Below are 24,218 nucleotides of genomic sequence, written 5' to 3'. Positions count from 1 at the left end.
AGCCCTCTCAGTTCTTTCCTGGCACCAGTGGGGCGACGAAATCAATTGTTTGCACCGGAACACCTTCCTGTACGCGATCCTGGCCTTGCACCACGACGACGTCGCCCGCCCGGAGACCAGTTGTCACAATGGTGCGTCCGTCGACAGTTTCCCCGATCTCAATTGGCCTGCGCACCGCTGTCTTGTCATTGCTCAAGACAAGAAGTTGCGGATGCCCGAGCGGATCGCGAATAATCGCTTGCTGCGGGACAAGGAGCGCGTCGCTTCGTACGCCGCGTGGCAGACGTGCGCGGACAAACATTCCCGGAAGTAATACATCATCCGGATTGTTCACTTCCACGCGTACCGTAACGTTGCCGGTACCGGGATCAACACTGATTTCTGAAAAGAGCGCCTTGCCTGCGACAGGATAACGCTTGCCGCTTGCGCCAAGGATCTCAACTGGAATACTCGAAGGGTCGTGAAGCTGCCCCGAATCTGCCGCCTCGCGGATCACGTCAAGCTGTGAAGCGGGTTGTCGCAGATCAACAAAGACCTTGTCGATCTGCTGAATGATTCCCATGGCGCCAGTGCTGGACACAGATACCAGAGCGCCTTCGCTGACCATGGAATGCCCGATACGTCCCGAGATCGGAGCACGAACAGTCGCGAATTCGAGGTCAAGCTTACGCCGTTGCAACGAAGCGCGGGCCTCGGCAACGTTGGCCTTGGCCTGAGCCAGGTTCGCGACGGCTTCCTCGAAGTTGTCGCGACTGATTGCCTTGGTTTCGATGAGCTGTTTGGCTCTGTCGTATTTCGCCTGTGACCGAATAAGTGCGGCATCGGCTCGTTGAAGCACCGCAGCGGCGCTGTCCACCTCGGCCTTGAACGGCGCCGCACTTATTTGATACAGCTCTTGGCCGGAGTGAACTTCAGAGCCTTCCTGGAAAAGTCTTTTTTCAACGATGCCACCAACCTGTGGCCTGATTTCCGCAGTACGATAGGCGGCTACTCGGCCGGGCAGTTCGTCAATGATGGTGACGGTTTCCGGCTTGACTGAAACGATGGCAACCAGCGCAGGAGGAACACTTTGCGAAACATTCGTTCCCGACGAGCCATCATCACTGCAGCCAATCAAGGCCAGCCCAGCCAGAAGGGTGATCATTGCGTCTTTAAGGTGCATTCATTTTTCCGGACATTTAATGCGTGGCAAAGCGCGAGCTTATTGGGTTGAACCCAATGTCCTAGTTTGGTTCGGTCTCAGTGCAGGATTTGTGGAGATTGGATGGAGCTGAAAGGACCATGAATTGTTCTCGCTGACCCAGCTTTTTGGTAATCAAAACTTTGCCAGCCCTGTTCTCCGCAGCGAGCCGAATATTGACTGGATAACGAACGTCCTTGCTTTCCAGATAAGCGACCTTTCTTGTGTCAACAAGGATGTGGCGGTTCCGATTTCCAAGATGCACGAAGCTTCTGGCGGGAGTTCTACTGAAATGATGCAAACAATGCACAAAGTAAGTCTTTGCTGGGTGAGTGCTCGACGATGACGTCAGTCGGTTGCGCGTCCACCGTGCCGGCAATCGCCATCTCAGTCAATGAGATATCCTGTTCTGTTACTTTACCACAGTCGTCCGGGTCCATGAGATGGTCGTAGTGCGCAAAAGTACAGCTAGCTTCCGTCTATGGATGCATAGTGATCGGATTTTTTTCCGACCATGCCCTGAATCAAACCAACTGAACTCCCTATATAGTAGGTACACGCGAGCATTGAATTTCCTGGCCTGAAGGGAAACCTCAGAGTAGCCAGTACAAATTTGTAGAAGCGGCTTGCAAGCGATCCGGACAGTCGGAGTAATGAACCGACGGGATCCTCTTTATAGCGCTCGCGAAAAACTGTCCGCGCATGGTCGCGGTTCCTTCTGTAATAATAGCTCAAACACAGTCTCGTTCGGGGTAAGCTTTCATATGCTACAGCATAAGGTGTCCAACCGGTTCTCGCTCCCAGGCGTTTCGCCACGTCGTACATTTGCCAGTCTTCCCCCCCTCCCAGGGCCAGTTCCTCATTGAATCTTAAGCCGGTCCGTTTGAAAAACTCCAGTTTACCCATCCAGCTGCCGGTTGCCAGACGGATGCTGCCCGCCCGCCCCTGGGCCTTCCTCTTTATACAGCGCTGCTCAGCCCTCAGATTTATGTCGTTTACGGCTTTCCATACTGTTTTATTCCAGTGTGAGCATTCATCATCGACTGGCGCCAGACGTACCGGAGAGCCAACGATATCCAGGTCCCCGGCGTCCCGCTCTTTGAGCAGTTCACACAGCCAATCGCTGTCAACTTCTTCATCGTCATCTGCGAAGGTCAGCAGATCGAATCCATCGCTTATCGCTTGCTCAATCGCGCGATTGCGGGCAGCGGCAATTCCCAAAACAGGTTCAAGAATGTAACTGGCTTGATGGCGCACTCGATTGCGAAAGTTCCGTATGACGGGCAGCAAGGTTTTTTCGTCATTATTCTCGACAATGAGAAAGCATAATTGAATGCCTTCAGGAACTTTTATCCGCTCATACGAAGCCAACAGACGGCTTAACATCAACGGGCGGCCACGCGTGACAGTGGCTACTGCTATTTTCCGGATAGTAGGAGTCATCGCTTTAACTCTTGTACGTGCAATCAGCCAAAAACCGTCTTGCGGCATACGGCAATCCAGCCATCGCTATGGCGGACGTTTCTGCGGGGCAGAAGAAGCGGGTCGTTGTGGGAAGTTGCCTGCGCCTTTTCCAGTGTCACCGCGCGTTTAAAGCCGGCCCTGGCCACAACATTTCTGACCTCGGCGGAAACACCTCCGTAAGGGTAGCTGAAGGATGTAACCCTCTCTTTTAAAATTTCTTCAAGGTGCATTCTGGAGCGATAAACCTGATCAAATGCCTCATCGAGACCGAAATCAGTCAGGTTCACATGATCAACAGTATGCGCTCCAATTTCATTGCCCGCGTTCGCCCAGCCGCGAATTTGCTCGGCGGACATGCATTGCTCGAAACGGATTCCCTTGGTTTCGTCCCACTTGTTGGAGCCGCCTATCTGTCCGCTGACGAAAAAGCATGTGGAACTGAATCCCAGTGACCTCAAGACGGGAAGAGCGTTTTCAAACACATTGCAAAAGCCATCATCAAAGGTGATACCGAATACTTTTCCCCTTTTTTGGCCCAGTATGTAGGGTTGTAGTTCGCGCAGAGACAGCCCCATATAACCCAACCGTGAAAGCCAGCTCATCTGCCGTTGAAAGTTTTTTGGAGACACGAACAAGCCGCGATAGGGACTACACGACGGAATTGACGCTATTGAATGATAGGTCAAGATAGTAACTTGAGATGAAGCTTGCACGTCTAATGAATCCCTTTAACCAGCAAGAATAACCCTATCGAAGCTTCAGAAATCATTGGGAAACTGTGTCGACGACCATCGGGTCGATGACGGTTGTTTCTCGCGAATGCATCAGATGGAAGCTGCGACACGCAGATGCTTGATCAACAACAGAAGGTCGTTCCGTAGCTACCACTGCGGAAGCGAGTGCACCGGTTCCGTCGAGGAATGGTTGAGATTGTCGTCACATTGCATGGACTGGAACCCACCTATCGAGTACATAAGTTGATCATCGGATTGGAATTGCCGTGCTCCGCCATTCGTTGAAACGACTACAACCTCATCTCAATACGCGCATCGCGGGAGGGCGGCATTTGACGAACTGAACAGGCAGGTCAGTCGAATGTCGCTCACGGGTGCGTCGTGAGGATTGTTGGCTAGGGTCAGCAACATTAACGGCCCGAAGAGAAATGAGATCAAAACAGCCAGATAAACAAGCGTTGAGACAACCGTTTTCAACCGCATGGAAACGGGTGATACCAGCCGGTCAGGAACGGTCAGGGGCGCTTTCAGCGATCGTCTTGTCAACTTGTGTAGCCTCGCTAGATTTGACGGGACCTCCTTTGTTAAAAATGATCACAAAAGTTTCCGTGGAAGCTACATGCAGATTTTGTGGACGACGCGGGGCAGCACAACTGACGGTCAGGCGATCTGGACTGCTGCCGGTTTCGCGGACACCGAGTTAAGGTGTTTCCGATGAAACTGGAGCGCATGAATGCAACGAAGGAAATTCAGCCGCGAGTACAAGCTTGAGGCAGTGAAGTTGGTGCGAGAACGCGGGGTCAGTGTTGCGCAAGCCGCCCGCGACCTCGATGTTCATGAGAATGTCCTGCGCAAGTGGGTCAGGGAATACGGTTCAGACCCGGCGCAGGCGTTTCCCAGTCCCGGGCAGATGAAGCCCGAGCAGCTTGAGATCGAGAGGCTTCGGAAAGACGTCGCCAAGCTGAAGGCGGAGCGCGACATCTTAAAACAGCCGCCGCCTACTTTGCGAAGGATGTGATATGAAGTTCGCGTTCATTGCAAAGCACCGTTCGATCTGGCCGGTGGCATGGCTCTGCGAAGCGCTGGGTGTATCGCGTTCCGGCTTTCATGCCTGGCTACATCGGTCTTCGAGCTAGCATGCCCGGTATGACGAGGCTCTGCTCGACAAGATCAAGATCAGCTTTAAGGACAGCGACCGCACCTACGGCGCGCGGCGTGTCTGGCATGAGCTTCTCGCGGAGGGCTTCTCCTGTGGTCTCCATCGCGTCGAGCGTCTCATGCGCGACAATGCATTGAGAGCAAGACCGAGAAGGCGGGGCTTGCCGAAAGACGACGGTGAGCGCCCAGTCATCATGCCGAATGTGCTGGATCGGCAGTTCGCGGCAGCAAGACCGAACCAGAAGTGGGTAGCCGATTTTACCTATCTTTGGACGGCTGAGGGCTGGCTCTATGTGGCTGCCGTCATCGACCTGTTCTCGCGCCGTGTCGTTGGCTGGTCGATGAACGCAAACATGACGGCCCAGCTCGTCACAGATGCGCTAATCATGGCCATCTGGCGCATAGGCAAGCCGGATGCGCTTCTCCACCATTCGGACCAGGGTAGCCAATACACGAGCCAGCAGTTCCAGCGTCTCATGGCTGACCAAGGCATCACCTGTTCTATGAGCCGATCCGGCGATGTCTGGGACAATGCCGCGATGGAAAGCTTCTTCTCGTCACTCAAAACGGAAAGGATAGCTCGCAAGGTCTAAAGAACCAGAGACAATGCAAAGGCGGGCGTGTTCGATTACATCGAGCGCTTCTACAATCCCAAGCGTCGGCATTCGACACTGGGCTATCTCAGCCCGATGGAATTTGAAAACAAGGTGGGATTAGCCTAACTCGGTGTCGGAAAAACCGGCAGCAGGCCAATCACTGGCATGAACTGTCCTGGTGATCGTTATGCTTTGAGCCCGATTGTTTCGCTGTCACACTCGTCTGATACGACGAACTCTACGTCTGGAGGTTTGAGATTGGCTTCAACGTGAACGTTTAGCCGCCCCTTGGGCTCGAACGCAAAGGCAGGTTGCGCAAGAGGATAATCGTCAGTGCTATCAAATCCAACTCACAGCACACGAGCTTGTTTTGCGGTGAACGAAGCCCGCGCTCGTCTACGATCAATTATCCGGCAGTGAGGGTACCTACCTGGAAGACAACCGTATCTCCATTGAAAGTCCCATGCCACCATTGCTGACGATCATCGCCTCGCCGCCGTGCGCACGAGCGATGGCCTGAATCACTGGCAGGCCCAATCCCGAACCACCACTTGTGCGTCCGCGGGACTCTTCCGCGCGCCAGAAGCGCTCGAAGGCGCGATGTTCAGTGCCAGCCGGCAGCCCAGGTCCATTGTCGGAGCATCGAATTATCGCACCATCCCCGGTGTAACAAGTCTGCATCGTTACAGTGCAACCTGGGGCGTAGCGTCGGACGTTCTCAAGAAGCGCAAACACCGCCTGTCGTATCCGTGCGCGATCCGCTCGGATGCGCACGCCCTCGAGTTTGGCATCAATGGCGATGTCTGCTTTTGCAAGGTCCTGTTCCACGGAAGCCATGACGGACTCGACCTCTTGGCCGAGATCGATTTGATCCAGCTGGAGCTCGAGCTTGCCAGCATTCGATAGGCCGAGTATCCGCAGGTCTTCAACAACACGGGACAAGTCATCGACATGAGCTATCAAGCGGTCATATAATTCCGGACTCGGGGTGAACGCACCGTCCGAAAGTCCCTGAAGTCGCCCCCGCAGAATAGTTAGCGGTGTACGCAGTTCATGCGCTATAGCCGAGTTTGAATAATTCAGTTCGGCTTCCGCGCTTTCCAGGCGAGCAGCCATAGCGTTAAAGTCCGCAATCAGGCCCTCCGCTTCGTGATATGCTGGCCCGAACGTCTCTGCGCGCGCTGAAAAGTCACCACGAGCGATTGAATGAACAGCGGCTGCGACCGATTTCAACGGTCGTACAATGCTCTGCGCCAGGTACCACGCGACAACCGCTGCTGCCGCCAGACTGATTGCAAGGATTAAACCCAGTACAACAAAGTCTCCGAGGGTCCATCTTTCGCTTTCCGGCTCCGGATAAAACAGTCCGTCGATGAAAGTATAATATCCCATCGTACCAAGAACCATCAGGGCAAATGCGGCGACCGTTAATGCGCTCATAACGCGAACGATCTGTGCATTCAGGCTTCTAGCCATGACGTACCGCCAAACGGTAACCTACCCCTCGAACCCCGACAAGCAAACTGTCGGCGTTGGCGGCTATCAATTTGCGCCGCAGATTGCTGATATGGCTGTCCACCGTTCGATCCAGGGCGTCTCCTTCCGGAAGACAGGCATCTACCAGTTCGGAGCGCTCAAAGACGCGGTTGGGAGAAGTTGCCAAAAAGGCAAGCAGCCGAAATTCCGTGCGGGTCAGTTCGAGCATTATCTCGCCCCTGGCCTGTTCAACCGCCGCCGTATACGCGTCAGGATCGATAGTGAGGGGTCCGACTCGCAAGGGCTGTCTTCCCTTACGTCCGGTGGTGCGACGCAGTACCGCCTTTGCACGCGCAACGACCTCCAGGGGATTAAACGGTTTGACGACGTAGTCGTCTGCGCCAATTCGTAAGGCTTGTAATTTGTCCAGGTCTTCGGCAAGGGCAGTCACCATTATGACCGGTGTATCGTCACGTCGGCGAATAGCAGCCAGCACTTCATAGCCGTCCTGTCCAGGCAGCTTGACATCCAAGACGATCAGGTCGGGCTTGAGGCGCAGGTGATGTGCAAGCCCCATTGGTCCGTCGCCAGCACTAATCGTACGGAAGCCTTCCCGCATAAAGTAGGTTTCCAGTATTTCGGCGATCTCGGGGTCGTCCTCGATAATAAGTACTAACGGGTTGTCCATAGGGTTGTTCCTGACAAGATTCCTGCTAGGGAAAACATTGACAGGGGCCGCGTCAACCCACAAACGGCGGGTCCCCACGCAAACTCCACATAATCTCCATATTTACCCAACGGAATTGAAGATGCGACTATCAAGAAGCTGATGACGAGTGCAGCAGCTATCAGGCGCGAAGCGCGCCAGGACGTGCATCGACAGAAGACTGTTAGCCGCAAAGCAAGCCCCAAAAAAGCGGTCTACGCTGATTGATTGCCAGTCAAGTTACGGGATTCTAACGACTGGAATGGGGCCGGAAACTGTCGTAGACGCAAACAGACCGGGAACCTACCTAATAGTTTCTATTCGGATTCTTCATTCTCGGAAAATCGTTGCAAAGCCCGTGGGTTAACGACAACTATAGATCGATAGGTGTAGTTAATCCAACCGGATGCAACAAAGCGTTGCATTGCCGAGTTGACCTGTTGCCGGGAGGCGTTGGCCATGACACCGAGGTCACTTTGCGACAAACCAATAGGCATGTCGCCCAACCAGCCTGCCCGTTGAAGCACGGCAGCAATCCGGCGCAAAACATCACGTTTTTGCAAATCGTGTACGATGCGAAGAAGGACATCAACAGTAATTACAGTGTTCATACCAACCGCGCGAAAGACGCCGGGATCGCGTGCTGCCATCTTTTCGAGAACTTCGAGCGGTACATGCATCATCCAGGCGCCACCAAGCGCCCTCATTTCAATTCGTCGTGGTTGGCCGGATAAAAAGGGACCTTCGCCCGTCCACGCGCCGGGCATCCCCAGGTGGATCAGACGGGGTGTTGCGTCCCTAGGTGCCGAATTTATGGTAAGGGATCCGGCGACAAGTCCGTACATCCCTCCTCCCAGGTCCCCGTGGCGGTAGATGATTTCGTTAGGGCGAAATTTTTGTAGATGCGCGTTTCGCAGCAGTTCTGTCCGAAATGTCTCACTCATACTTGCAAGCCATGGCCCCCTGCTCATGACTTCTTCCGCTTTCTTTCGCGTCATAACCGGCATGTTTCTCTCCACACTTTAGAAGCCGATTGGGCAAAAAGCTGACAGCCCCACACCTGCATCTCTTTAGCAAACTAAATTACCTGAGATTCAGACTGATGATACATTCTCAAAAAATTGCTAGATTGTCGGGATCCGTACAATCTGATGTTTGTGAATATGTAATCTGGTCCAGTAGCAGAGCTCTGCATGGGCTAAGTCTTTGAGATTTTGGGCTTTCACTCGGCAATCGATGCGGCGAGCCTGCCACAAATGCGACTGCGAACCTTGCTCACATTCTACTTTGCGCGATATTTTCTGACACCGGGAGAAGCCAATGAAGCCTTGTTTAGCGTTGGCAGTATTACTATTCAGCGTTGCCGCGGGAGCATCGGTCAATGCTGCCGACCTTCAGCAGCCATTCATCGTCCCTGAGGTCAAACCGTCCGAGATTGATAGCTGGACCTTTGCAGCGAGCCCTTATTTCTGGGGCGCCGGCATCTCCGGCGATGTTGGTCAGTTTGGTCTGCCAGCGGTTCACCTAGAATCCGATTTCGGCGACATTCTGAAAGATCTCGACTTCGGGTTCATGGCAATCGGCGAAGCGCGTTTGGATCGGTTCAGTATTTTCGGCGATGTCATGTACACCAAGGTGTCATCCGGAGCTTCGACGCCACTGGGCCTTGTCGCGGGACAAGTCGAAGTCACGTCGGAGACATTTGCCGGGCTTGTTGGTGCGGGATATGCCCTTATCCAGAACGGACGGAGCAATATCGATCTGGTGGGTGGCGCTCGCGTCTGGCACACAAGTACAGAAATCTCCTTTTCCGGCGGCCTTCTGGATGGGGTTTCAGGTAGCGATGGCGCCACGTGGGTGGACGCGATGGCAGGCTTTCGCGGGCGGTATTTCCTGGCGGACAACTTCTATCTTAGCGCCTGGGGGCTCGTCGGTGCCGGACAGGCGGATATCGACTGGGATCTCGCGGCCGGCCTCGGCTATAGTGTTAGCGACAGGATTTCGTCCGTGGCTGGCTATCGCGCACTCGGCGTCGACTATAGCAACGAGGGCTTTGTTTTCGACGCCGTGCAACAGGGGCCCATCCTTGGTCTTGTTCTAAGCTTCTGACCATGCGTCGGCGATCCTACCTCTTTATAATTCACCTTTGGAGGACATCCCATGCACCTTGCCAAGTTATACTTCTCGACAATAGCAGCGGCGGTGCTGCTTTCTGCCCTGCCTGCTGCTGCCGATCCAATCCTCGTCAATAGCGACAACTTTGTCCGAGCAGAGAGCGACCTTTACTTTTCCGGCATCGCCGCAAATGGTGGTTTTGGCAAATTTGACCACACGCGGGAAATGGCGCCGCTTGACAAGCAGACGGTCATTCGTCTGAACCGGGATACTCTTTATTCTTCAGCCGTCTTCGATCTGGACGCGGGGCCGGTGACTATTAATGTACCCGATACCGGCAGCCGGTTTGTGTCGCTCCTTGTAATCGATGAGGACCACTACGCCCACGGTGTATATTACGGTGCTGGTTCGCATACCTTGACGCGCAAGGATATAGGGACCCGTTATGTCGTGGCAGCCTTCCGCTTTTTTGCTAATCCCGACGACGCCGAAGACATGAAGAAGGTTCATGCGCTCCAGGATGCGGTGACGGTCAAGCAGGAAGCAGAAGGCAGTTTTGAGATCCCACAGTGGGACGGTAAAAGCCGGGACAAGACCCGCCGCGCGCTCCTGGATCTCGGCGCGCTGCTCCCGGACACAGCGAAGATGTTCGGATCGCGCGACGAGGTGGATCCGGTCCGGCATCTAATTGGAGCAGCGCTAGGATGGGGAGGAAACCCGGACAAGGAAGCGCTCTATCTCAACGTAACGCCGGAAAAGAACGATGGCAGAAGCATCTATCGGCTGACTGTCAAGGATGTTCCCGTAAAAGATTTCTGGTCGGTCACGGTCTACAACAAGGACGGCTTCTTCACGCCGAACGAGTTGAATGCCTATTCGCTGAACAATGTGACCGCACAGAAGAGCGCGGATGGTTCGATCACGATCCAGTTCGGGGGCTGCGACGGAAAGATCGCCAACTGTTTGCCGACGCCCGAGAGCTGGAACTACATGGTCCGCCTGTATCGGCCCGAGACGCAAATTCTCGACGGAAGCTGGAAATTCCCCGTTTTGGAGGAAGTGAAATGAAGCGTCGCACTTTTCTTGCAGGCACCACCGCATTGATGGTGCTGCCGTCACTTCCGGCTTTCGCACGGGAAGACATCAAGGCTGTCGCCCGTGAGGCTTACATCTACACCTATCCGATGGTTAAGAACTACCTCACAATGTATCAATACGCACTGGAAGCGGGCGGCAGCCAATATAAAGGGCCACTCAATACTCTGGTCAGCATCGCCAGGGTCTACACGCCTGAAGATACGGCAATCATCACGCCGAATTCGGACACTCCCTATTCCTTCATCGTCTTCGATCTAAGGGCGGAACCCGTCGTAGTAACGATGCCGCAGATTGAGAAGAACCGTTACTATTCGCTGCAACTCATCGACCTCTACACCAACAATGTCGACTATCCGGGAACGCGAGTTGACGGCAATGGCGGCGGCGATTTTCTGATTACCGGCCCGGGCTGGAAGGGCGACGTGCCGAAGGGCATAAAGCGTGTGATCGAAATGCCGACTACACTCGCCATCGGCATCATTAGAACACAGTTATTCTCGCCGACCGACCTCGACAAGGTGAAGGAAATCCAGGCTGGCTATAAGGCCACACTTCTTTCGGCCTATGCAGGAACGCCGGCTCTAGCTGCTCCTTCGCTCGTCGACTGGATGCCCATCTCGGATGATCTGATGGTCACGAACTACTGGCAGCTCGCTGCATTCCTGCTTCAGTTTGCTCCCCCTTATCCGGGCGATCAGCCGCAACGGGCAAATCTTGACAAACTCGGGATCAGCGAAGGGGGGACATGGCCCGGGAATGATCTTTCATCCGAAACTGTGGCTCTGATGAAAGAGGTCGCGGTCGCAACGGAAAAAGAAATACGCGACGAGGCTGGACGGTTGACAGATTCTTCAAAGATCTTCGGAACGCCTGAATTCATGAAGGGTAGATACTTGACACGAGCCGCGGCGGCGCAGGGCGGCATCTATGGTAATTCCGTGCAGGAAGCGCTCTATGTCATATATGCTGTCGATGCGCAAAAGGCCATACTTGATGGTAAGTCCGGAAAATACACACTGACATTCCGGCCGGAGACATTTCCGCCGGTCGATGCCTTCTGGTCACTGACCATGTATGACAGAGCCGAACAACTCCTTGTCGCCAACTCAATCAACCGTTACCTGATCAACTCAGCGATGCTTGCGGACCTCAAGAAGAACGGCAAGGGGGAGACCGTCATCTATCTGCAGAATGATAGCCCAGGACCTGAGCTGGAATCGAACTGGTTGCCAGCTCCGGCCGAAATCTTTTATGTCGTCATGAGGCTGTATTTGCCCAAGACGGAAGCTTTGGAAGCACGGTGGTCGCCGCCGCCAATCGAAGCTTTTCCGTGAAATCTCATGCCCAAATTATCTCATGTCAAGTTTGGAGATCGACGACTTTTACAAGGCTCTGTGACAAAGATCTCCCATTCAAAGGGAGTCTTATTCCTTCCTTCGTCAGGCGGTCTAGCCTTCGAGGTTCTGGGCGGGTAGATCCACCACTTCCGCCGGCGTGCTCGGTCTGATGCCAAAAATTGTGGGTCAGCCTTGCGCTTATGTCAGTTGTAGAGGCTGTCATCACGCCTGCCCGAAGGCAGAAATCGTCTTGGCAGCGGCGTCACGTCGCCTGTGCGCCGATAGCCGACATCGGGGGATGACTGACCGATTTGGTCCAAAGGCCGCTCCCCGTTTCGATATGTCTGCCGCGACCTGGCACTCATCGCCAATGGTCAGTTAACGTGCCGGAATAGTCTGGGAAAAGATTGATCTGGAACCGAACATTACAAAAAATTCAGGCTCCACTCTTGAACTAGGCAAATCCATACACATTTGAAGAAATGCAGCGCCGGGCCCCTCTGGTCATGGCTACCGCTATGGCGATGTCGGGGCTGCTCCACTTGTTCAAATGGAGATGGTCCGGCGATGGATTCGCTTATTGTAGCCCTTTCGGGCGATTTTCTGGGCACACCTGTTTATTTCTGGGCGGCTTTTGTCATCGTCGTCATTGGCTTGCTTGTTTTCGATCTTGGTATTTTGCATCGCGATGAGCACGAGATCGAAGCCAAGGAAAGCCTTTTGCTCTACGGCTTCTATGTCCTGATCGCTCTCGCCTTCGGTGGCTGGGTGTGGTGGCAGCGCGGAGCGGAAGCCGGTCTAGAGTTTTATACTGGCTATCTGATCGAGCAGAGCCTTGCGATGGACAACATGTTTGTTATCGCAACGATTTTTGGTTTCCTTGGTATTCCCCGTCTTTATCAGCACCGTGTTTTATTCTGGGGCATTATCGGTGTTATCGCCTTCAGAGCAGTCCTGATTGGGCTTGGTGCTGCACTTGTGCACGAGTTCAACTGGATTCTTTTCTTCTTCGGCGCGTTCCTTGTTTTCACCGGCTTCAAAATGTTCGGCCATCAGGACGAGACGCCCGACATCGAACAGAACGCCATTTTCAGGTTTCTGCGCCGCCGGTTCAATATCACCCCCGAACTGCATGGCCGCAACTTCACGGTCAAGCAGCCAAACCCTAAAACTGGCAAGATGGTCACCTGGCTGACGCCGCTGGCGGTCGCACTTATCATGGTGGAAACGGTGGACCTGATCTTTGCCGTCGACTCCGTCCCTGCTGTTTTCGCTGTCACTCAGGACACGTTCATCGTTTACACGTCAAACATCTTTGCCGTTCTGGGCTTGCGCGCGCTTTATTTCGCGCTGGCTGCGGCGATGAACCGGTTCCGTTACCTGCAGGTGTCACTGGCGATCATACTAGTGCTGATCGGCATCAAGATTTTCCTAGTACCGCTAGGCGTTCACATCAGTACGCTGCTGTCGCTTATTGCAACGCTGGCTATCCTCGCAAGCGGAGTAGTTTATTCACTGTATAAAACCCGGAATGAACCCGACATGAGTCTCGAAGACGTCGCCAAGAAGCAACATATAGACAGCTGATTGAAAGCAGTTTCAAATGCGGAAGGGTCGGCCATAAGTGCCGACCTTTTTCGCGCCAGTGTCCAAGCGATGGCCCGCTTCAGCATAAGGCAATTCAAAGATCCCCACCGTCGACGCACGCATGAAGCGCAAGATCAGTGTTTAAATCTTCCCGTCGTTGAAGATGGAATGCTCACACTTATGTGCGCATTTAAATTTTGTGGTTGGCAGCGCCAAGGTTGTGTCGATAAGAGTGCGCCATGACACGCAAAGGCCAAGGTTATCTCTTCACACTCCTCGCGGTTACCATTTTTGCAACGCAAGATGGTATCTCGAAATACCTTGGCACCCACTATTCACCGATCCTCATAACGATGATCCGCTATTGGGTTTTTGCAGCGTTCGTTCTCCTGCTTGCAATCCGCTCCGGCGGCATTGCCAAGGCCGCTACAACGAAGCGCCCATTTTTGCAGATTTTCCGCGGAATCCTGCTCGCTGCTGAAATCGTTACATTCATATTCGCCCTTAGTCGCGCGGGCATGGCAACGGCACAATCTATCTTTCAAGGTGCACCGCTATTGGTAACGATGCTCTCCGTACCATTCCTTGGTGAAAAGGTGGGTTGGAGACGTTGGACAGCAATCACCGTGGGATTGATCGGCGTGCTACTAATCATCAATCCAGTGAATGCGACATTCGATGCCAGCCTACTTTTGCCCGTGGCGGCAATGATCATGTTTGCTATCTATGCAGTTGCCACGCGGGCCGTCAGCAAAAGCGACGATGCCATGACCAGTTTCTTCTACACCGGCGTGGCGGGCGCCGTTGCCCTCACATTCGTAGGCAGCTTCTATCTCATGCCGATTGCCAGAACTGACTGGTTCTGGATGGCAGCACTTTGTGCGTGCGGTATTGCGAGCCATTATTTTCTCATCCGCGCATACAATATTCTTGAGGCCGGAGAAGTACAGCCCCTCACCTATCTGCAGCTCGTTATCGGCGCATGTATCGCAGTTACGGTGTTCCACGAGGAGTTGACATGGAACACCATCGCCGGAGCGATAATCGTCGTCAGCGCTGGACTGTTCTCGGTCTTCCGTGAACGGCAACTTGGCAAAAGGACGCCGCCAACGCTTGGATAGACTGATAGGTCGAAGGTTCACGTGTTTTCCGGCAAGCCAACCTCAATCAGGGACCGGACGACGTTGCTCGCAATCTGGCACTGGATTGACAAATTAAACTTGATAATTTAATTCATATTTTGACCTCTGTTGGTCGCGTAGACTTCCAGCCGGCGCTTGACTTACTCAGAGCACCGGTCTTTTTATGTCTTGTGTGCACAATAACCATAGTCGAGTGGACTAGTCCTGACGCAACCGCCGTCATAGAATAGCAGTCGTTCCGACACCGATACGCGATAGTTGGTGGCGGTATAATCGAGGCGGAAATCCACTTAGCGAAACGCCCGAAACTGTTCAAACAAACTGAGCCTCCTCTGTTGGACCCGGCTATTTGTATCCAGTCCGACCGCTTGGAACAAAATGGCCATGGGCTTGCCCCTACAATATCGCGTCCAAAAGGCGGAGTTCCAAAACGATCAAAGGGAAACCCTACAAAGCTCGCGAAGGTGTGGCGGGAAATTCAACGAGTTGTTCTGCGACTAACAAACTTCATTTCGCGCCGAAACTGGCTTGTTTGCGAAGCAAAAACAATCGGAATGAAGTGGTTTTCTTCCGAAACTTGTTCTGACCACAGAGCTTCCCATGTGCATAGCCCCGATACATTAATGGATTTCATGCCCAGTCCGAACGAATGACCAAACACCGCCCAAAAGCCCTCCACTTATGCGAAACAAGTGCATTCAGTTTCTGGCTCTTTTCAATGAGTTCCGGCCCGAGGTGCATTGCCTTGTAAATCAACCAAATCGCCCACAATAGCAGCGGCCTCATCCTGCAAAACATCTTTCGCGCTTTTGCGGTTTTTCTCAATAGCAAGATCGGCGCTCAAGCTTCGCTCATTCGATTGCAGACCATCGTCAATCTGCGTCTGGATCCCATCATTGACTTTTCCGCGTGCTTTCGCCCGCTTTTCCTGAGCGAGCATCTCGTTGCGGCGTTCTTTCTCGTTGAGGGAGATGACCTTCTTGTCACGCTGAACCTTGAGTGTCGCCACGTCCTGCACAAAGTCCTGGAAATCCGGGGTTTTCTGCACCCGTTCATCGTGAAGGCTTTGCAACTTTGGCAACAGCGCCTTTATAGCATCTGAAGACTTGTATGTTGCTGCATTGACCTGCGACCAGGGCAAAGCATTGTCGAAGCTTGATTCACCTACAAGCTTGTGATCAAAAAGCCCGGGCAGACTGATATCGGGGGTCACACCACGCAATTGCGTCGTCCCACCGTCAACGCGAAAGAACTGGGCGACTGTAAATTTAAGCTCGCCATATTCCGGTTTAGGATTTTTGGCCACTTCGTCAAGATTCACCAAGGTCTGTACGGTGCCCTTACCGAAACTCGTTTCGCCGATAACCACGCCGCGCCCATAATCCTGTATCGCTGCAGCAAAAATTTCCGAAGCCGACGCGGACCCGCGATTGATCAGCACGCCCAGCGGACCCTTCCATGCAGGTGTCGGGAAATTGTCGCTTTCGACCTTAACTTCACCGCTTGCATTGCGCTGCTGGACCACAGGCCCTTTTCCAACAAACAGGCCTGTCAGATCAATCGCCTCGCTGAGCGAGCCGCCGCCGTTGTTGCGGAGATCGATCAAGATGCCGTCGACCTTGTCCTGCTTCAACTCCGCAATGAGCTTTGCAACATCGCGGCTGGCGCTCCTGAAATTCTTGTCACCCTTGCGGCGCGCTTCGATATCTTCATAGAATGCGGGCAGAGTAATCACTCCAATCTTGCGCGAAGCATCCCCGTCCTTCACTGAAAGAACCTTCTTCTGCGCAGCCTGCTTATCTAGACTGATCTTGTCGCGAACCAGCGTGATGACATGATGCTTGCCATCAGGGCCAGCATCGACCGGAAGAATATCGAGCCGCACAGTTGATCCTTTATCCCCACGGATCATCTGCACCACCTCATCGAGACGCATGCCGATCACTTCCTTGATGGGACCTTCCTCGCCTTGCCCAACGCCCACAATGCGGTCACCCACAGCGAGCTTACCCGATGACTGTGCCGGGCCACCCGCAACCAGTTCGCGGATCGTCGTATAGTCGTCTCTTTCCTGGAGAACGGCACCGATACCGACCAGAGACAACTTCATTGAGATATCGAATTCAGCTGAGGCCTTTGCGCCGAAATAATCGGTATGAGGATCGATTGAGGTCGTATAGGCAGCCATGAATGACTGGAAGGCATCGTCTCTGTTATATTTGAACGTTCGTTCGATCGAATTCTCATACCGCTTATCGAGCGTTTTGCGAATGGCCGCGTCGTCCTTGCCAGCCAGCTTTAGGCGCAGCCAGTCATTCTTGACCCGCTTGCGCCACAGATCATTGCTTTCCTCATTCGATCGTGGCCAAGGCTCCTTGTCGCGCGCGATGACGAAATCTTCCTGCTTGCTGAAATCGAAGCCCTGCTTGAGCAGGCTGCGCGCAAACGTCATGCGCTCAATGATGCGCATCTGGTAGGTATTGAAGATCGAAAATGGGATAGTCAGATCCTGACGTGCGATGGCGTCATCTATTTCCTTGCTGCCCGTCAAGAATTTCTCGACATCCGCTTGAAGAAAAATGAGCCGATCCGGGTCTAGCGAGTCGATAAACCGGTTCATAATCCGGACCGACAATGCATCATCCAAAGCGACGGGCCGGTAATGAAAACGCGTAAGAAACTCCGCCGTTAGATGAGCGGCTTCAACTTGCTGCGTCGATGGCTTTAAAACGGCAGGTGAACTGACTTCAAGAGCATGTGCTGATGAAATGCCTGCCAGAAAAAGACAGACCAGACCAATTTTGATGCGTTTCAAGCTATGTTCCAATTCCGACATTAAGCGCCTAATTCCAACCCTTGTTCAGCAATTATGTTTTTTTGGCAACCCTCTGTATAAGTTGATCAGACGCATGTGATCGCCGCCGTCGCGATTCAACCCGATTCAATCGCATCAAACATCATGTCCGATGCGTATTCAATCGCACCGACAAGCGTATCAGTCCAACCCCGGCTTCTTTTCGTGTAATTGCCCAACACTGCTATTATTTGCGCCCAAAGCACGCTTCACCGCTGCGCGGGCCGACGCCAAATCCGGCATGACCCAGTTGGGCTCTCCTCCAAGAAATTTATCGAGAAATGCAATGGCATAGCCGGGCATTTCAGCGATATTCTCCTTATAGGACCACCATGTTCGCAATTCGTCCGCACATTGATCAATATCAGGAACCGTGCCGAACTCCTGTTCCTGCACAGCGGCGATCGCGCAGATACAGTAGTTGGTATATAGAAACCCCTCCGGCCAGAAGCTTACAATTTCATACAAACGAGCAGCATCGCCCGTGCCATGTTTCGGTGGTGAAATGACCTTGGCAGGAGACACGCGGATCAATTCGCGCAGCACAAGACCTGCAGCAAAAGTAATGAAGTCCTTGCGGTCCACCTTGGCAAAACGCTTGTTCTGATTGACCAGTTCCACCCAGTTCAGAAAAGCCTCGGTAAGCTTCTTCTCATCAATGTCATATTCAACACCATAGAGCTCATGCAGCAGGCTGGCATGCTTGCGGAACGTCGCTCTGAACCAACGCAACTGACGCAATCGATGCCGCAAATCGGGCATCGATGCCATTTGTTCTCTAAGTAGCAAGTCCATGTTGCGAGCGATCTCCCATTTGCAGATGACATTAGGCGAAACCGATTCAAATGTCAGTTGCCATTCACCTTCAGTTTTCGATTAAAATTATACATATTGACATTACGAAAGACAAATGTTCTCTAACTGGTAAAGGGCGAACTCGGGTTTGCCCTTCGTGGGAGGAGAACAAAATGGCTATCTGGCAGTGGGCTTTGCTGGCGCTCGCCCTGCTATGGGGCTTCCAATCGCTAGGCGTCTGGTTCCAGATGCGCCACTATTCCGATGTGATGAAGGGCATCACTTCAAAGTACTCTGACGGTTTTGTTGGTGCTGGACATATACGAGGCCACCTCGGCAAAGGCGTCATTGTATTAATCGTCGTGGACCGTGGCCTGATGGTACGGCGCTTTCTACAGATGAGTGGACGGACAGTTTTCGCAAAGTTCATTCGCCGCGAAGGCTTCGAGGGAATGCATCTCAGCGAGTTGCAGGACAATCCCGCGATCGGAGAAGGAACGCCTGAGGTACTAGCTGCTGCCCAACAGGCGATGGAGCAGATCGGTCGCATACGAATCCAATCCAATGGAATTGGTCTCGAAGGTCTGAGGGCAGTGGAAGCATAGGGGTTGCTTGCCTGAATCAAGCAATGGAGGAGGAGCAATGTCGATAGTGACGATGTTGGCGCAGCATGCCGACGTAACAATGCAATCTATACATATGGCCGGCGGCATGATCTCTGATGCAGCCCTGCACGGAAAGCATGCTGTAGAGCACGCGGGAAATGATCTTCTGCAGCTAGCGCAAGCAACAACTACCGCGCCAGGCGACGCCAGCAGTGGCGGGATTACCGTAGATCAGTTCAAGGAACGCCTTCAAAATGTTCAGCAGGAAGAACAGCTCGGCTGGCTTGCGTCAATAGGCAAACACTTCATCGGTGTCTTCCAGAAGGGCGGGGAAGTTTTTGCTGGATTTGTAACAGGCATTATCCCGACACTTGTTGTGTTGATGACCGCATTCTATGCTGTTACAGAGCTGGTCGGAGAAAAGCGTGTTCATGGTATTGCACGCAGCGCCGGGCGCATCGCGCTCACCCGCTACACAGTTTTGCCGGTGTTGTCGGTATTCTTCCTGACCAACCCAATGGCCTATACATTCGGTTCGTTTCTGGACGAGAAATATAAGCCTGCCTTTTATGACGCGGCGGTCTCCTATGTTCATCCGCCGCTGGGACTCTTCCCGCATATCAATCCCGGCGAATACTTTGTCTGGGGTGGCGTGCTTGTTGCACTTCTCGAGCTGGAGAAGAAGGGCGCGGTTCCAACCGGTTATCACATCAATGTTGCCATCTGGTACGCCATCGTGGGTCTCATTGTGATCCTTCTTAAAGGCATGCTTACAGAACGCATCACCGCCATCATGGCGCGACGTCAGGGCGTTGAGCTTTAAGCGGGACTTGGGGAGGAAAACATGATGAAAGCCTACAAAGCAGTCAGGATTTCCCGCGGCTCAAACGGCTGGGGCGGCCCGCTCGTCATTCAACCGACCGAGCAGCGCAACAAGGTGGTTTCGGTTACCGGTGGCGGCATTCATCCACTCGCGCGCCAGATTGCCGAATTGACCGGAGCAGAAGCCGTTGACGGCTTTCGCTCGCCACCAATCGAAAGCGAAATGGCCGTCGTGGTTGTCGATTGCGGTGGTACGGCTCGTTGCGGTGTTTACCCGCGTAAGCGCATTCCGACCGTCAACATCACGCCGGTTGGGCAAGCAGGGCCGTTGGCACAGTTCATTACCGAAGACATCTATGTCTCGGGCGTAAAGCCAGAAAATATCGTTCCCGCTGATGGTTCAGCCCCAGCAACCCCGACTGCTGCCGTTGAAGAAGAAAAGCCTGCGCCGGTAGAACAACCGAGTGAAGGCGGCCTTGTCGGACTTATCAGCAGCATCGGCCGCGTCATGGGTCGTGTGGTTGGTATCTTCTTCCAGGCCGGACGCCGTACAATCGATCAGGTTATTCGTAACGTCTTGCCGTTCATGGCATTCGTAACGATGTTGATCGGCCTGATCCTCTATACCGGGATCGGCGACATTCTCGCCCAACCGCTTGGACCACTTGCCAATAATATTGTTGGTTTGCTCGTGCTTTCCGCAATTTGCGGCTTGCCCTTCCTATCGCCAATTCTTGGACCCGGTGCAGTTATCGCGCAGGTTGTCGGTGTGGCTATTATCGGACCGCAGATCGCAAACGGTACAATCGCTCCGGCGATGGCCCTGCCTGCCCTCTTCGCCTACAACACACAGGTTGGGTGCGATTTCGTGCCGGTTGGTCTGGCGCTCGGAGAAGCCAAACCCAAGACCATCGAAATTGGTGTTCCGGCAGTTCTGATCAGTCGTCAGATCATGGGACCTCTTTCGGTACTGATCGCATGGGTTGTCAGTCTGGCAGTGCTCTGAAATCACGATGCCTGCCGCAAAAAAGCGGCAGGCGTTTTCAATCAGCTTCAAAGAAATATCCAGAAAGGACCGCATCTATGTCGATACATTTGAAAACGCGGATCACCGCTATCGGCCCTGAAGTTGCGGATCTTGCCGAAGGCGGCGTTCTCATCCTGTTTGCGGACGGCTCCCCGCCGGAACTCGCAGAAGTATCTGTTCTTCACGTTGTGGAGGAAGGTCCGGAAGCATCGTCTCCGGAAGTTGGAACGAACATCGCAATCGGTTCGCTCAATGCTGAAATTACTGCCGTTGGAGAAAGCGCCTGGCAAAAGGTGCGCGAAATCGGACATGTCGTCATTTCATTTACAGGCGCAGTTTCGACAGATCGCCCAGGTGAAATCTGCGCTAGTGAAATAGCAGGCGAAGAGCTCGTCGCGGTGCTGAAAGAAGGGCAGATTATCACCATCGGTGACTGAAACTGGCCAATCCTTAGAGCGCCAATCCGATCTGGTTAGATTGAAATGCGCTATAATGTGGAATTGCATGTCAAAACAGATAATTGGAACAGGTTTCAACGCCCGCGATGTTGAAGCGTTTCAGATATAGACTTGAGGCTTACAGAGATGGAACGCTCGACAATCGTCCGAGTGCATGAAGGATTGCATGCGCGCCCCGCAACTCGCTTCGTCAAATTGGCCAAGGGTTTTGAGAGTGATATTGAAATCGCCAAGGCCGGGAAAAGCGTAAGTGCCAAAAGCTCCGTCAAGCTGATGCTGCTTGGCGTCAAGGAGCTTGATGAAGTCACCGTTCGTGCGGATGGTGCCGATGCCATCGAGGCCATCGAAGCCCTGATCGGCTATCTGGAAAACCCGTTGGCTGGCCTTGAAGAAACCACAACGGTCACTCCCGCGCCGCAAACAGAAACGGCACCGATGCCCGTCGCTCAATCCACCAATTTGGTAGAATTGCCTGCCGGGCAGATCAAAGGCGTCGGGGCAAGCGAAGGTATTTCTTTGGGAACAGCGTTTCCGTTTTTTCCTGAAGAAATCAAACCATTGGGCCGGAAGCTTGCACCATCTGAAATAGACGTGGAGATTGCTCATTTCAAATCTGCCATCGCAACAGTGCAGCAACGCATGGATGCCTCTCTCTCTGGCGGTAATCTCGCTGATGCTGACAGGGGCATCATTGCAGCATTGAAAGATATCGCTGCGGATGAGAGTCTATCCGACGAAGCGCTCGGTCTTATTCGCGGCGGTCTCGATGCTATTTCTGCTATGCTCGCTGCCGCTTCAACTGTGGCCGGGCAATTTGCGGCACTCGATGATCCGTACCTCAATGCACGCGCTGACGATGTGCATTCGGTCAGCCGCCAGATATGTCTTGCCCTGCTTGGCAAGGAAGACATTAGTCTGGAAGGTCTCCCGGAAGGTTCCATACTCATTGCTGAAGACATAGGCGCATGGGATCTGGCACGCGCACCGCTCAAGAAGATCAAAGGCGTTGTCTGCGGTCATGGCGGGGCCACATCGCATGTTGCCATCATTGCGCGCACACACGGCATCCCGGCGGTTCTGGGCCTTGGAAATGCAGTTCAAAAGCTCAAGAATGCTAAAACCGTAGCGGTGGATGGGAGCAACGGCATCGCTTTTTGCGATCCTGACGAAGCCACGCGCAGCGAAATCGAAGCGCGCATCTCCAGTGCATTGCAGGAAAAGAAGGCACTGAACGCTTACCGTTCTATCACGCCGCGCCGTGCCGACGGGAAGATCATCGAAATTGCGGCCAATTTGGGTGCGCTGGAAGAAATCGATGTGGCACTTGAAGCCGGTGCAATGGGTGTCGGACTTTTCCGCACCGAGCTTCTTTTCATGAAGCACATTCATCTGCCTTCCGAAGATATGCAGACGGAAACCTATGCGGCTCTTCTGAGAGCTTTCGCACCGAACCCGGTTATTGTCCGCACGCTCGATATTGGTGGTGATAAGCCCATTGCCGGGATTGAATTTCCGGATGAGGAAAACCCATTTCTTGGTTGGCGCGGCATTCGCATGTGTCTGGATCGTCCAGATGTTTTCAAGCCGCAATTGCGTGCGCTTTTGCGCGCGGCGATCAACGGCAATCTCAAGGTCATGCTACCTATGGTTTCGGATGTTGAAGAAATACGCGCAACCAAACGCCTTATCGCGGAGTGCATTACTGAACTCAAAAGCGAAGGCAAGGGCTTTGCAGAGTTTGACCTTGGTGTGATGATCGAGACTCCAGCGGCCGTTTTCTCAGCCCGGGAACTCGCAAAAGAAGCAGCCTTCTTTTCGATCGGCACCAATGACCTGACGCAGTATGTGATGGCTGCGGATCGGCTTAATCCAACCGTCGCAAAGCTCAATGATGTCAGTCATCCAGCAGTTATGGCTGCAATCGAGATGACCGCAGAGGCGGGAACCGAAGCAGGCATCATGGTTGGCATGTGCGGCGAAGCGGCAGGAAAGCCGGAACTCATCGGCGAGTTCCTGCGTATGGGATTGACTGAACTCAGTATGAGCCCGGCTTCCATTCCGCGTGCGAAAAAGCTGATTGCAGATATGTTTGGTAATTAAACCTCGTGCGCTCTAAGCCCGGCTTTGTACAGTCGGGCTTTTCCTTATGGAAGATGAGCAACTAGGGTGTGGAACAATCTTTCGAGCTGTGCCTGATCGCGATCTTCTGCAGCCTGCATAAGACGATCATGCCGCGCATCCAGTGCCAGACTAGCGCTTTCCAAAGGATCAACGCCTGCCAGGTCGACCGCCTTTGCGGTTGCTAGACCACAGGCAATAGCGGCTGCAGCAAAACAGGTCGTTTCAAAACCGCGCAGAGCCTGCGGGTCACAATGGCCATCCATCGAAGTATATCGTACCGGTCTTTCGTCAAGCAGTTCCAGAAAAATAGCCGTTACAGCCTTTGAGGTTGCCGCAATTTTTGTATCACCTGCCTCTGCAGCAAACACGTTCTTCAACAACAAGCCATGTTTTCGCAGCATTCTGGCATGAACCGTCACAAATGCGGCTTCATGGATCAGCACGTTTTGCAACTGATGGCGACGGAGTACTTCTTTCGTGAGATAATACATATCCTTACGAAATGCGCGTATACCCTCGGCGCCGGCGCCGAAATAGACCAACAAGCTTTTTAGATGCGGCGCGCTGTGATGCATATTGGGGTTCGACGAAATCAGCGAAATCGAAATCGTTTCAGCCGTAGTCAGAGCCTTATCCACTATGCTGGCAGCATGTCCCAACAACAGTTCCGGCGACATGATTTCGCCGGGACGCGCAAATGAGTGCTCATCCTGCAAGCTGTCGTGGCGATTGCGACGAATCACGTATCGGACCTCGCGCAGGCGATCCTTCAGATTGACCGCAACCTCTTCCGAAAGAAAGCGTAACATGTTCATTTTCCTTAACTGCAACGCCGTTGTAACAGGACGGATCAAGCTCATGAATTATTGTTTGCCTTCACGTCGAAAAGCAATAGTTTCGTTGTAAGAACACGACTTGCATAGCGTAGTATTATGCCATTAAT

General features: G+C 53.3%; 20 protein-coding genes and 1 pseudogene. 12 read left to right on the top strand and 9 right to left on the bottom strand.

Annotated features, from left to right (window positions below; all coding sequences use genetic code 11):
- Window positions 1-7: 7 nt before the first annotated feature.
- Window positions 8-1,162 (bottom strand): efflux RND transporter periplasmic adaptor subunit, encoded by a 1,155-nt coding sequence (locus tag FJQ48_RS02685; RefSeq protein ID WP_139973676.1) that lies wholly within the window; start codon window positions 1,160-1,162, stop codon window positions 8-10.
- A gap of 124 nt (window positions 1,163-1,286) precedes the next feature.
- Between FJQ48_RS02685 and FJQ48_RS02680 the strand changes: the two genes are divergently transcribed.
- Window positions 1,287-1,526, top strand: coding sequence for a hypothetical protein (locus FJQ48_RS02680; RefSeq protein WP_139973675.1), 240 nt, complete (start codon window positions 1,287-1,289; stop codon window positions 1,524-1,526).
- A gap of 122 nt (window positions 1,527-1,648) precedes the next feature.
- Here FJQ48_RS02680 and FJQ48_RS02675 read toward each other — a convergent pair whose 3' ends face one another.
- Window positions 1,649-2,671 carry a glycosyltransferase family 2 protein gene (locus FJQ48_RS02675; RefSeq protein WP_247870284.1) on the bottom strand — a complete coding sequence of 341 codons (1,023 nt, stop codon included), beginning with the start codon at window positions 2,669-2,671 and terminating at the stop codon, window positions 1,649-1,651.
- Window positions 2,647-3,219, bottom strand: coding sequence for a polysaccharide deacetylase family protein (locus tag FJQ48_RS02670; RefSeq protein ID WP_247870283.1), 573 nt, complete (start codon window positions 3,217-3,219; stop codon window positions 2,647-2,649). The genes FJQ48_RS02675 and FJQ48_RS02670 overlap by 25 nt, the downstream gene beginning before the upstream one ends.
- An 892-nt stretch (window positions 3,220-4,111) precedes the next feature.
- On the opposite strand from FJQ48_RS02670, the pseudogene FJQ48_RS02665 reads away from it, so the two are divergent.
- Window positions 4,112-5,258: pseudogene (locus tag FJQ48_RS02665) on the top strand (IS3 family transposase).
- Window positions 5,259-5,558: 300 nt separating this feature from the next.
- Here FJQ48_RS02665 and FJQ48_RS02660 read toward each other — a convergent pair.
- The 3 genes from FJQ48_RS02660 to FJQ48_RS02650 form a co-directional block, all read right to left on the bottom strand.
- The gene (locus FJQ48_RS02660; protein WP_247870282.1) at window positions 5,559-6,608 is read right to left on the bottom strand and encodes an ATP-binding protein; all 1,050 of its coding nucleotides are present in this window, start codon (window positions 6,606-6,608) and stop codon (window positions 5,559-5,561) included.
- The gene (locus tag FJQ48_RS02655; protein ID WP_139973673.1) at window positions 6,601-7,296 is read right to left on the bottom strand and encodes a response regulator; all 696 of its coding nucleotides are present in this window, start codon (window positions 7,294-7,296) and stop codon (window positions 6,601-6,603) included. Before FJQ48_RS02655 ends, FJQ48_RS02660 begins: the two co-directional genes overlap by 8 nt.
- A 335-nt stretch (window positions 7,297-7,631) precedes the next feature.
- On the bottom strand, window positions 7,632-8,321 hold the full coding sequence (locus tag FJQ48_RS02650; protein WP_139973672.1) for a Crp/Fnr family transcriptional regulator: 690 nt from the start codon (window positions 8,319-8,321) through the stop codon (window positions 7,632-7,634).
- Between the two features lie 313 nt (window positions 8,322-8,634).
- On the opposite strand from FJQ48_RS02650, the gene FJQ48_RS02645 reads away from it, so the two are divergent.
- The 5 genes from FJQ48_RS02645 (at window position 8,635) to FJQ48_RS02625 (ending at window position 14,572) form a co-directional block, all read left to right on the top strand.
- Window positions 8,635-9,423, top strand: a complete 789-nt coding sequence (locus tag FJQ48_RS02645) for a hypothetical protein (protein WP_139973671.1) — start codon at window positions 8,635-8,637, stop codon at window positions 9,421-9,423.
- 51 nt (window positions 9,424-9,474) lie between these two features.
- Window positions 9,475-10,497, top strand: coding sequence for a DUF1214 domain-containing protein (locus FJQ48_RS02640; protein WP_139973670.1), 1,023 nt, complete (start codon window positions 9,475-9,477; stop codon window positions 10,495-10,497).
- Window positions 10,494-11,861: a DUF1254 domain-containing protein gene (locus FJQ48_RS02635; protein WP_139973669.1), complete on the top strand. Its 1,368-nt coding sequence runs from the start codon at window positions 10,494-10,496 to the stop codon at window positions 11,859-11,861. The genes FJQ48_RS02640 and FJQ48_RS02635 overlap by 4 nt, the downstream gene beginning before the upstream one ends.
- 570 nt (window positions 11,862-12,431) lie before the next feature.
- Window positions 12,432-13,451, top strand: coding sequence for a TerC family protein (locus FJQ48_RS02630; protein WP_139973668.1), 1,020 nt, complete (start codon window positions 12,432-12,434; stop codon window positions 13,449-13,451).
- A 239-nt stretch (window positions 13,452-13,690) separates the two neighbouring features.
- Window positions 13,691-14,572, top strand: coding sequence for a DMT family transporter (locus FJQ48_RS02625; RefSeq protein WP_139973667.1), 882 nt, complete (start codon window positions 13,691-13,693; stop codon window positions 14,570-14,572).
- Window positions 14,573-15,308: 736 nt separating this feature from the next.
- Here the strand turns inward: FJQ48_RS02625 and FJQ48_RS02620 are convergent.
- The gene (locus tag FJQ48_RS02620; protein ID WP_139973666.1) at window positions 15,309-17,429 is read right to left on the bottom strand and encodes a carboxy terminal-processing peptidase; all 2,121 of its coding nucleotides are present in this window, start codon (window positions 17,427-17,429) and stop codon (window positions 15,309-15,311) included.
- A 159-nt stretch (window positions 17,430-17,588) separates the two neighbouring features.
- Window positions 17,589-18,242, bottom strand: a complete 654-nt coding sequence (locus FJQ48_RS02615) for a hypothetical protein (RefSeq protein WP_139973665.1) — start codon at window positions 18,240-18,242, stop codon at window positions 17,589-17,591.
- Between the two features lie 173 nt (window positions 18,243-18,415).
- Between FJQ48_RS02615 and FJQ48_RS02610 the strand changes: the two genes are divergently transcribed.
- From FJQ48_RS02610 to ptsP, 5 genes are all read left to right on the top strand, one after another.
- On the top strand, window positions 18,416-18,847 hold the full coding sequence (locus FJQ48_RS02610; protein ID WP_139973664.1) for a transcriptional regulator GutM: 432 nt from the start codon (window positions 18,416-18,418) through the stop codon (window positions 18,845-18,847).
- Between the two features lie 37 nt (window positions 18,848-18,884).
- Window positions 18,885-19,670: a PTS glucitol/sorbitol transporter subunit IIC gene (locus FJQ48_RS02605; RefSeq protein ID WP_139973663.1), complete on the top strand. Its 786-nt coding sequence runs from the start codon at window positions 18,885-18,887 to the stop codon at window positions 19,668-19,670.
- A 21-nt stretch (window positions 19,671-19,691) separates the two neighbouring features.
- Window positions 19,692-20,675, top strand: coding sequence for a PTS glucitol/sorbitol transporter subunit IIB (locus tag FJQ48_RS02600; RefSeq protein ID WP_139973662.1), 984 nt, complete (start codon window positions 19,692-19,694; stop codon window positions 20,673-20,675).
- Window positions 20,676-20,752: 77 nt separating this feature from the next.
- Window positions 20,753-21,133 (top strand): PTS glucitol/sorbitol transporter subunit IIA, encoded by a 381-nt coding sequence (locus tag FJQ48_RS02595; RefSeq protein ID WP_139973661.1) that lies wholly within the window; start codon window positions 20,753-20,755, stop codon window positions 21,131-21,133.
- A gap of 147 nt (window positions 21,134-21,280) precedes the next feature.
- A complete protein-coding gene (gene ptsP / locus FJQ48_RS02590) occupies window positions 21,281-23,254 on the top strand; it encodes a phosphoenolpyruvate--protein phosphotransferase (protein ID WP_139973660.1) in 1,974 nt (657 codons plus the stop codon).
- Window positions 23,255-23,298: 44 nt separating this feature from the next.
- Here the strand turns inward: ptsP and FJQ48_RS02585 are convergent, their stop codons facing one another.
- Window positions 23,299-24,084, bottom strand: a complete 786-nt coding sequence (locus FJQ48_RS02585; RefSeq protein ID WP_139973659.1) for a hypothetical protein — start codon at window positions 24,082-24,084, stop codon at window positions 23,299-23,301.
- Window positions 24,085-24,218: the final 134 nt, after the last annotated feature.

The organism is Ochrobactrum sp. CGA5 (genome assembly GCF_006345815.1).
Lineage (GTDB): Bacteria > Pseudomonadota > Alphaproteobacteria > Rhizobiales > Rhizobiaceae > Brucella.
The sequence above is the reverse complement of the archived record's forward strand: the minus strand, read 5'-3'. Positions and strand labels throughout refer to the sequence as shown.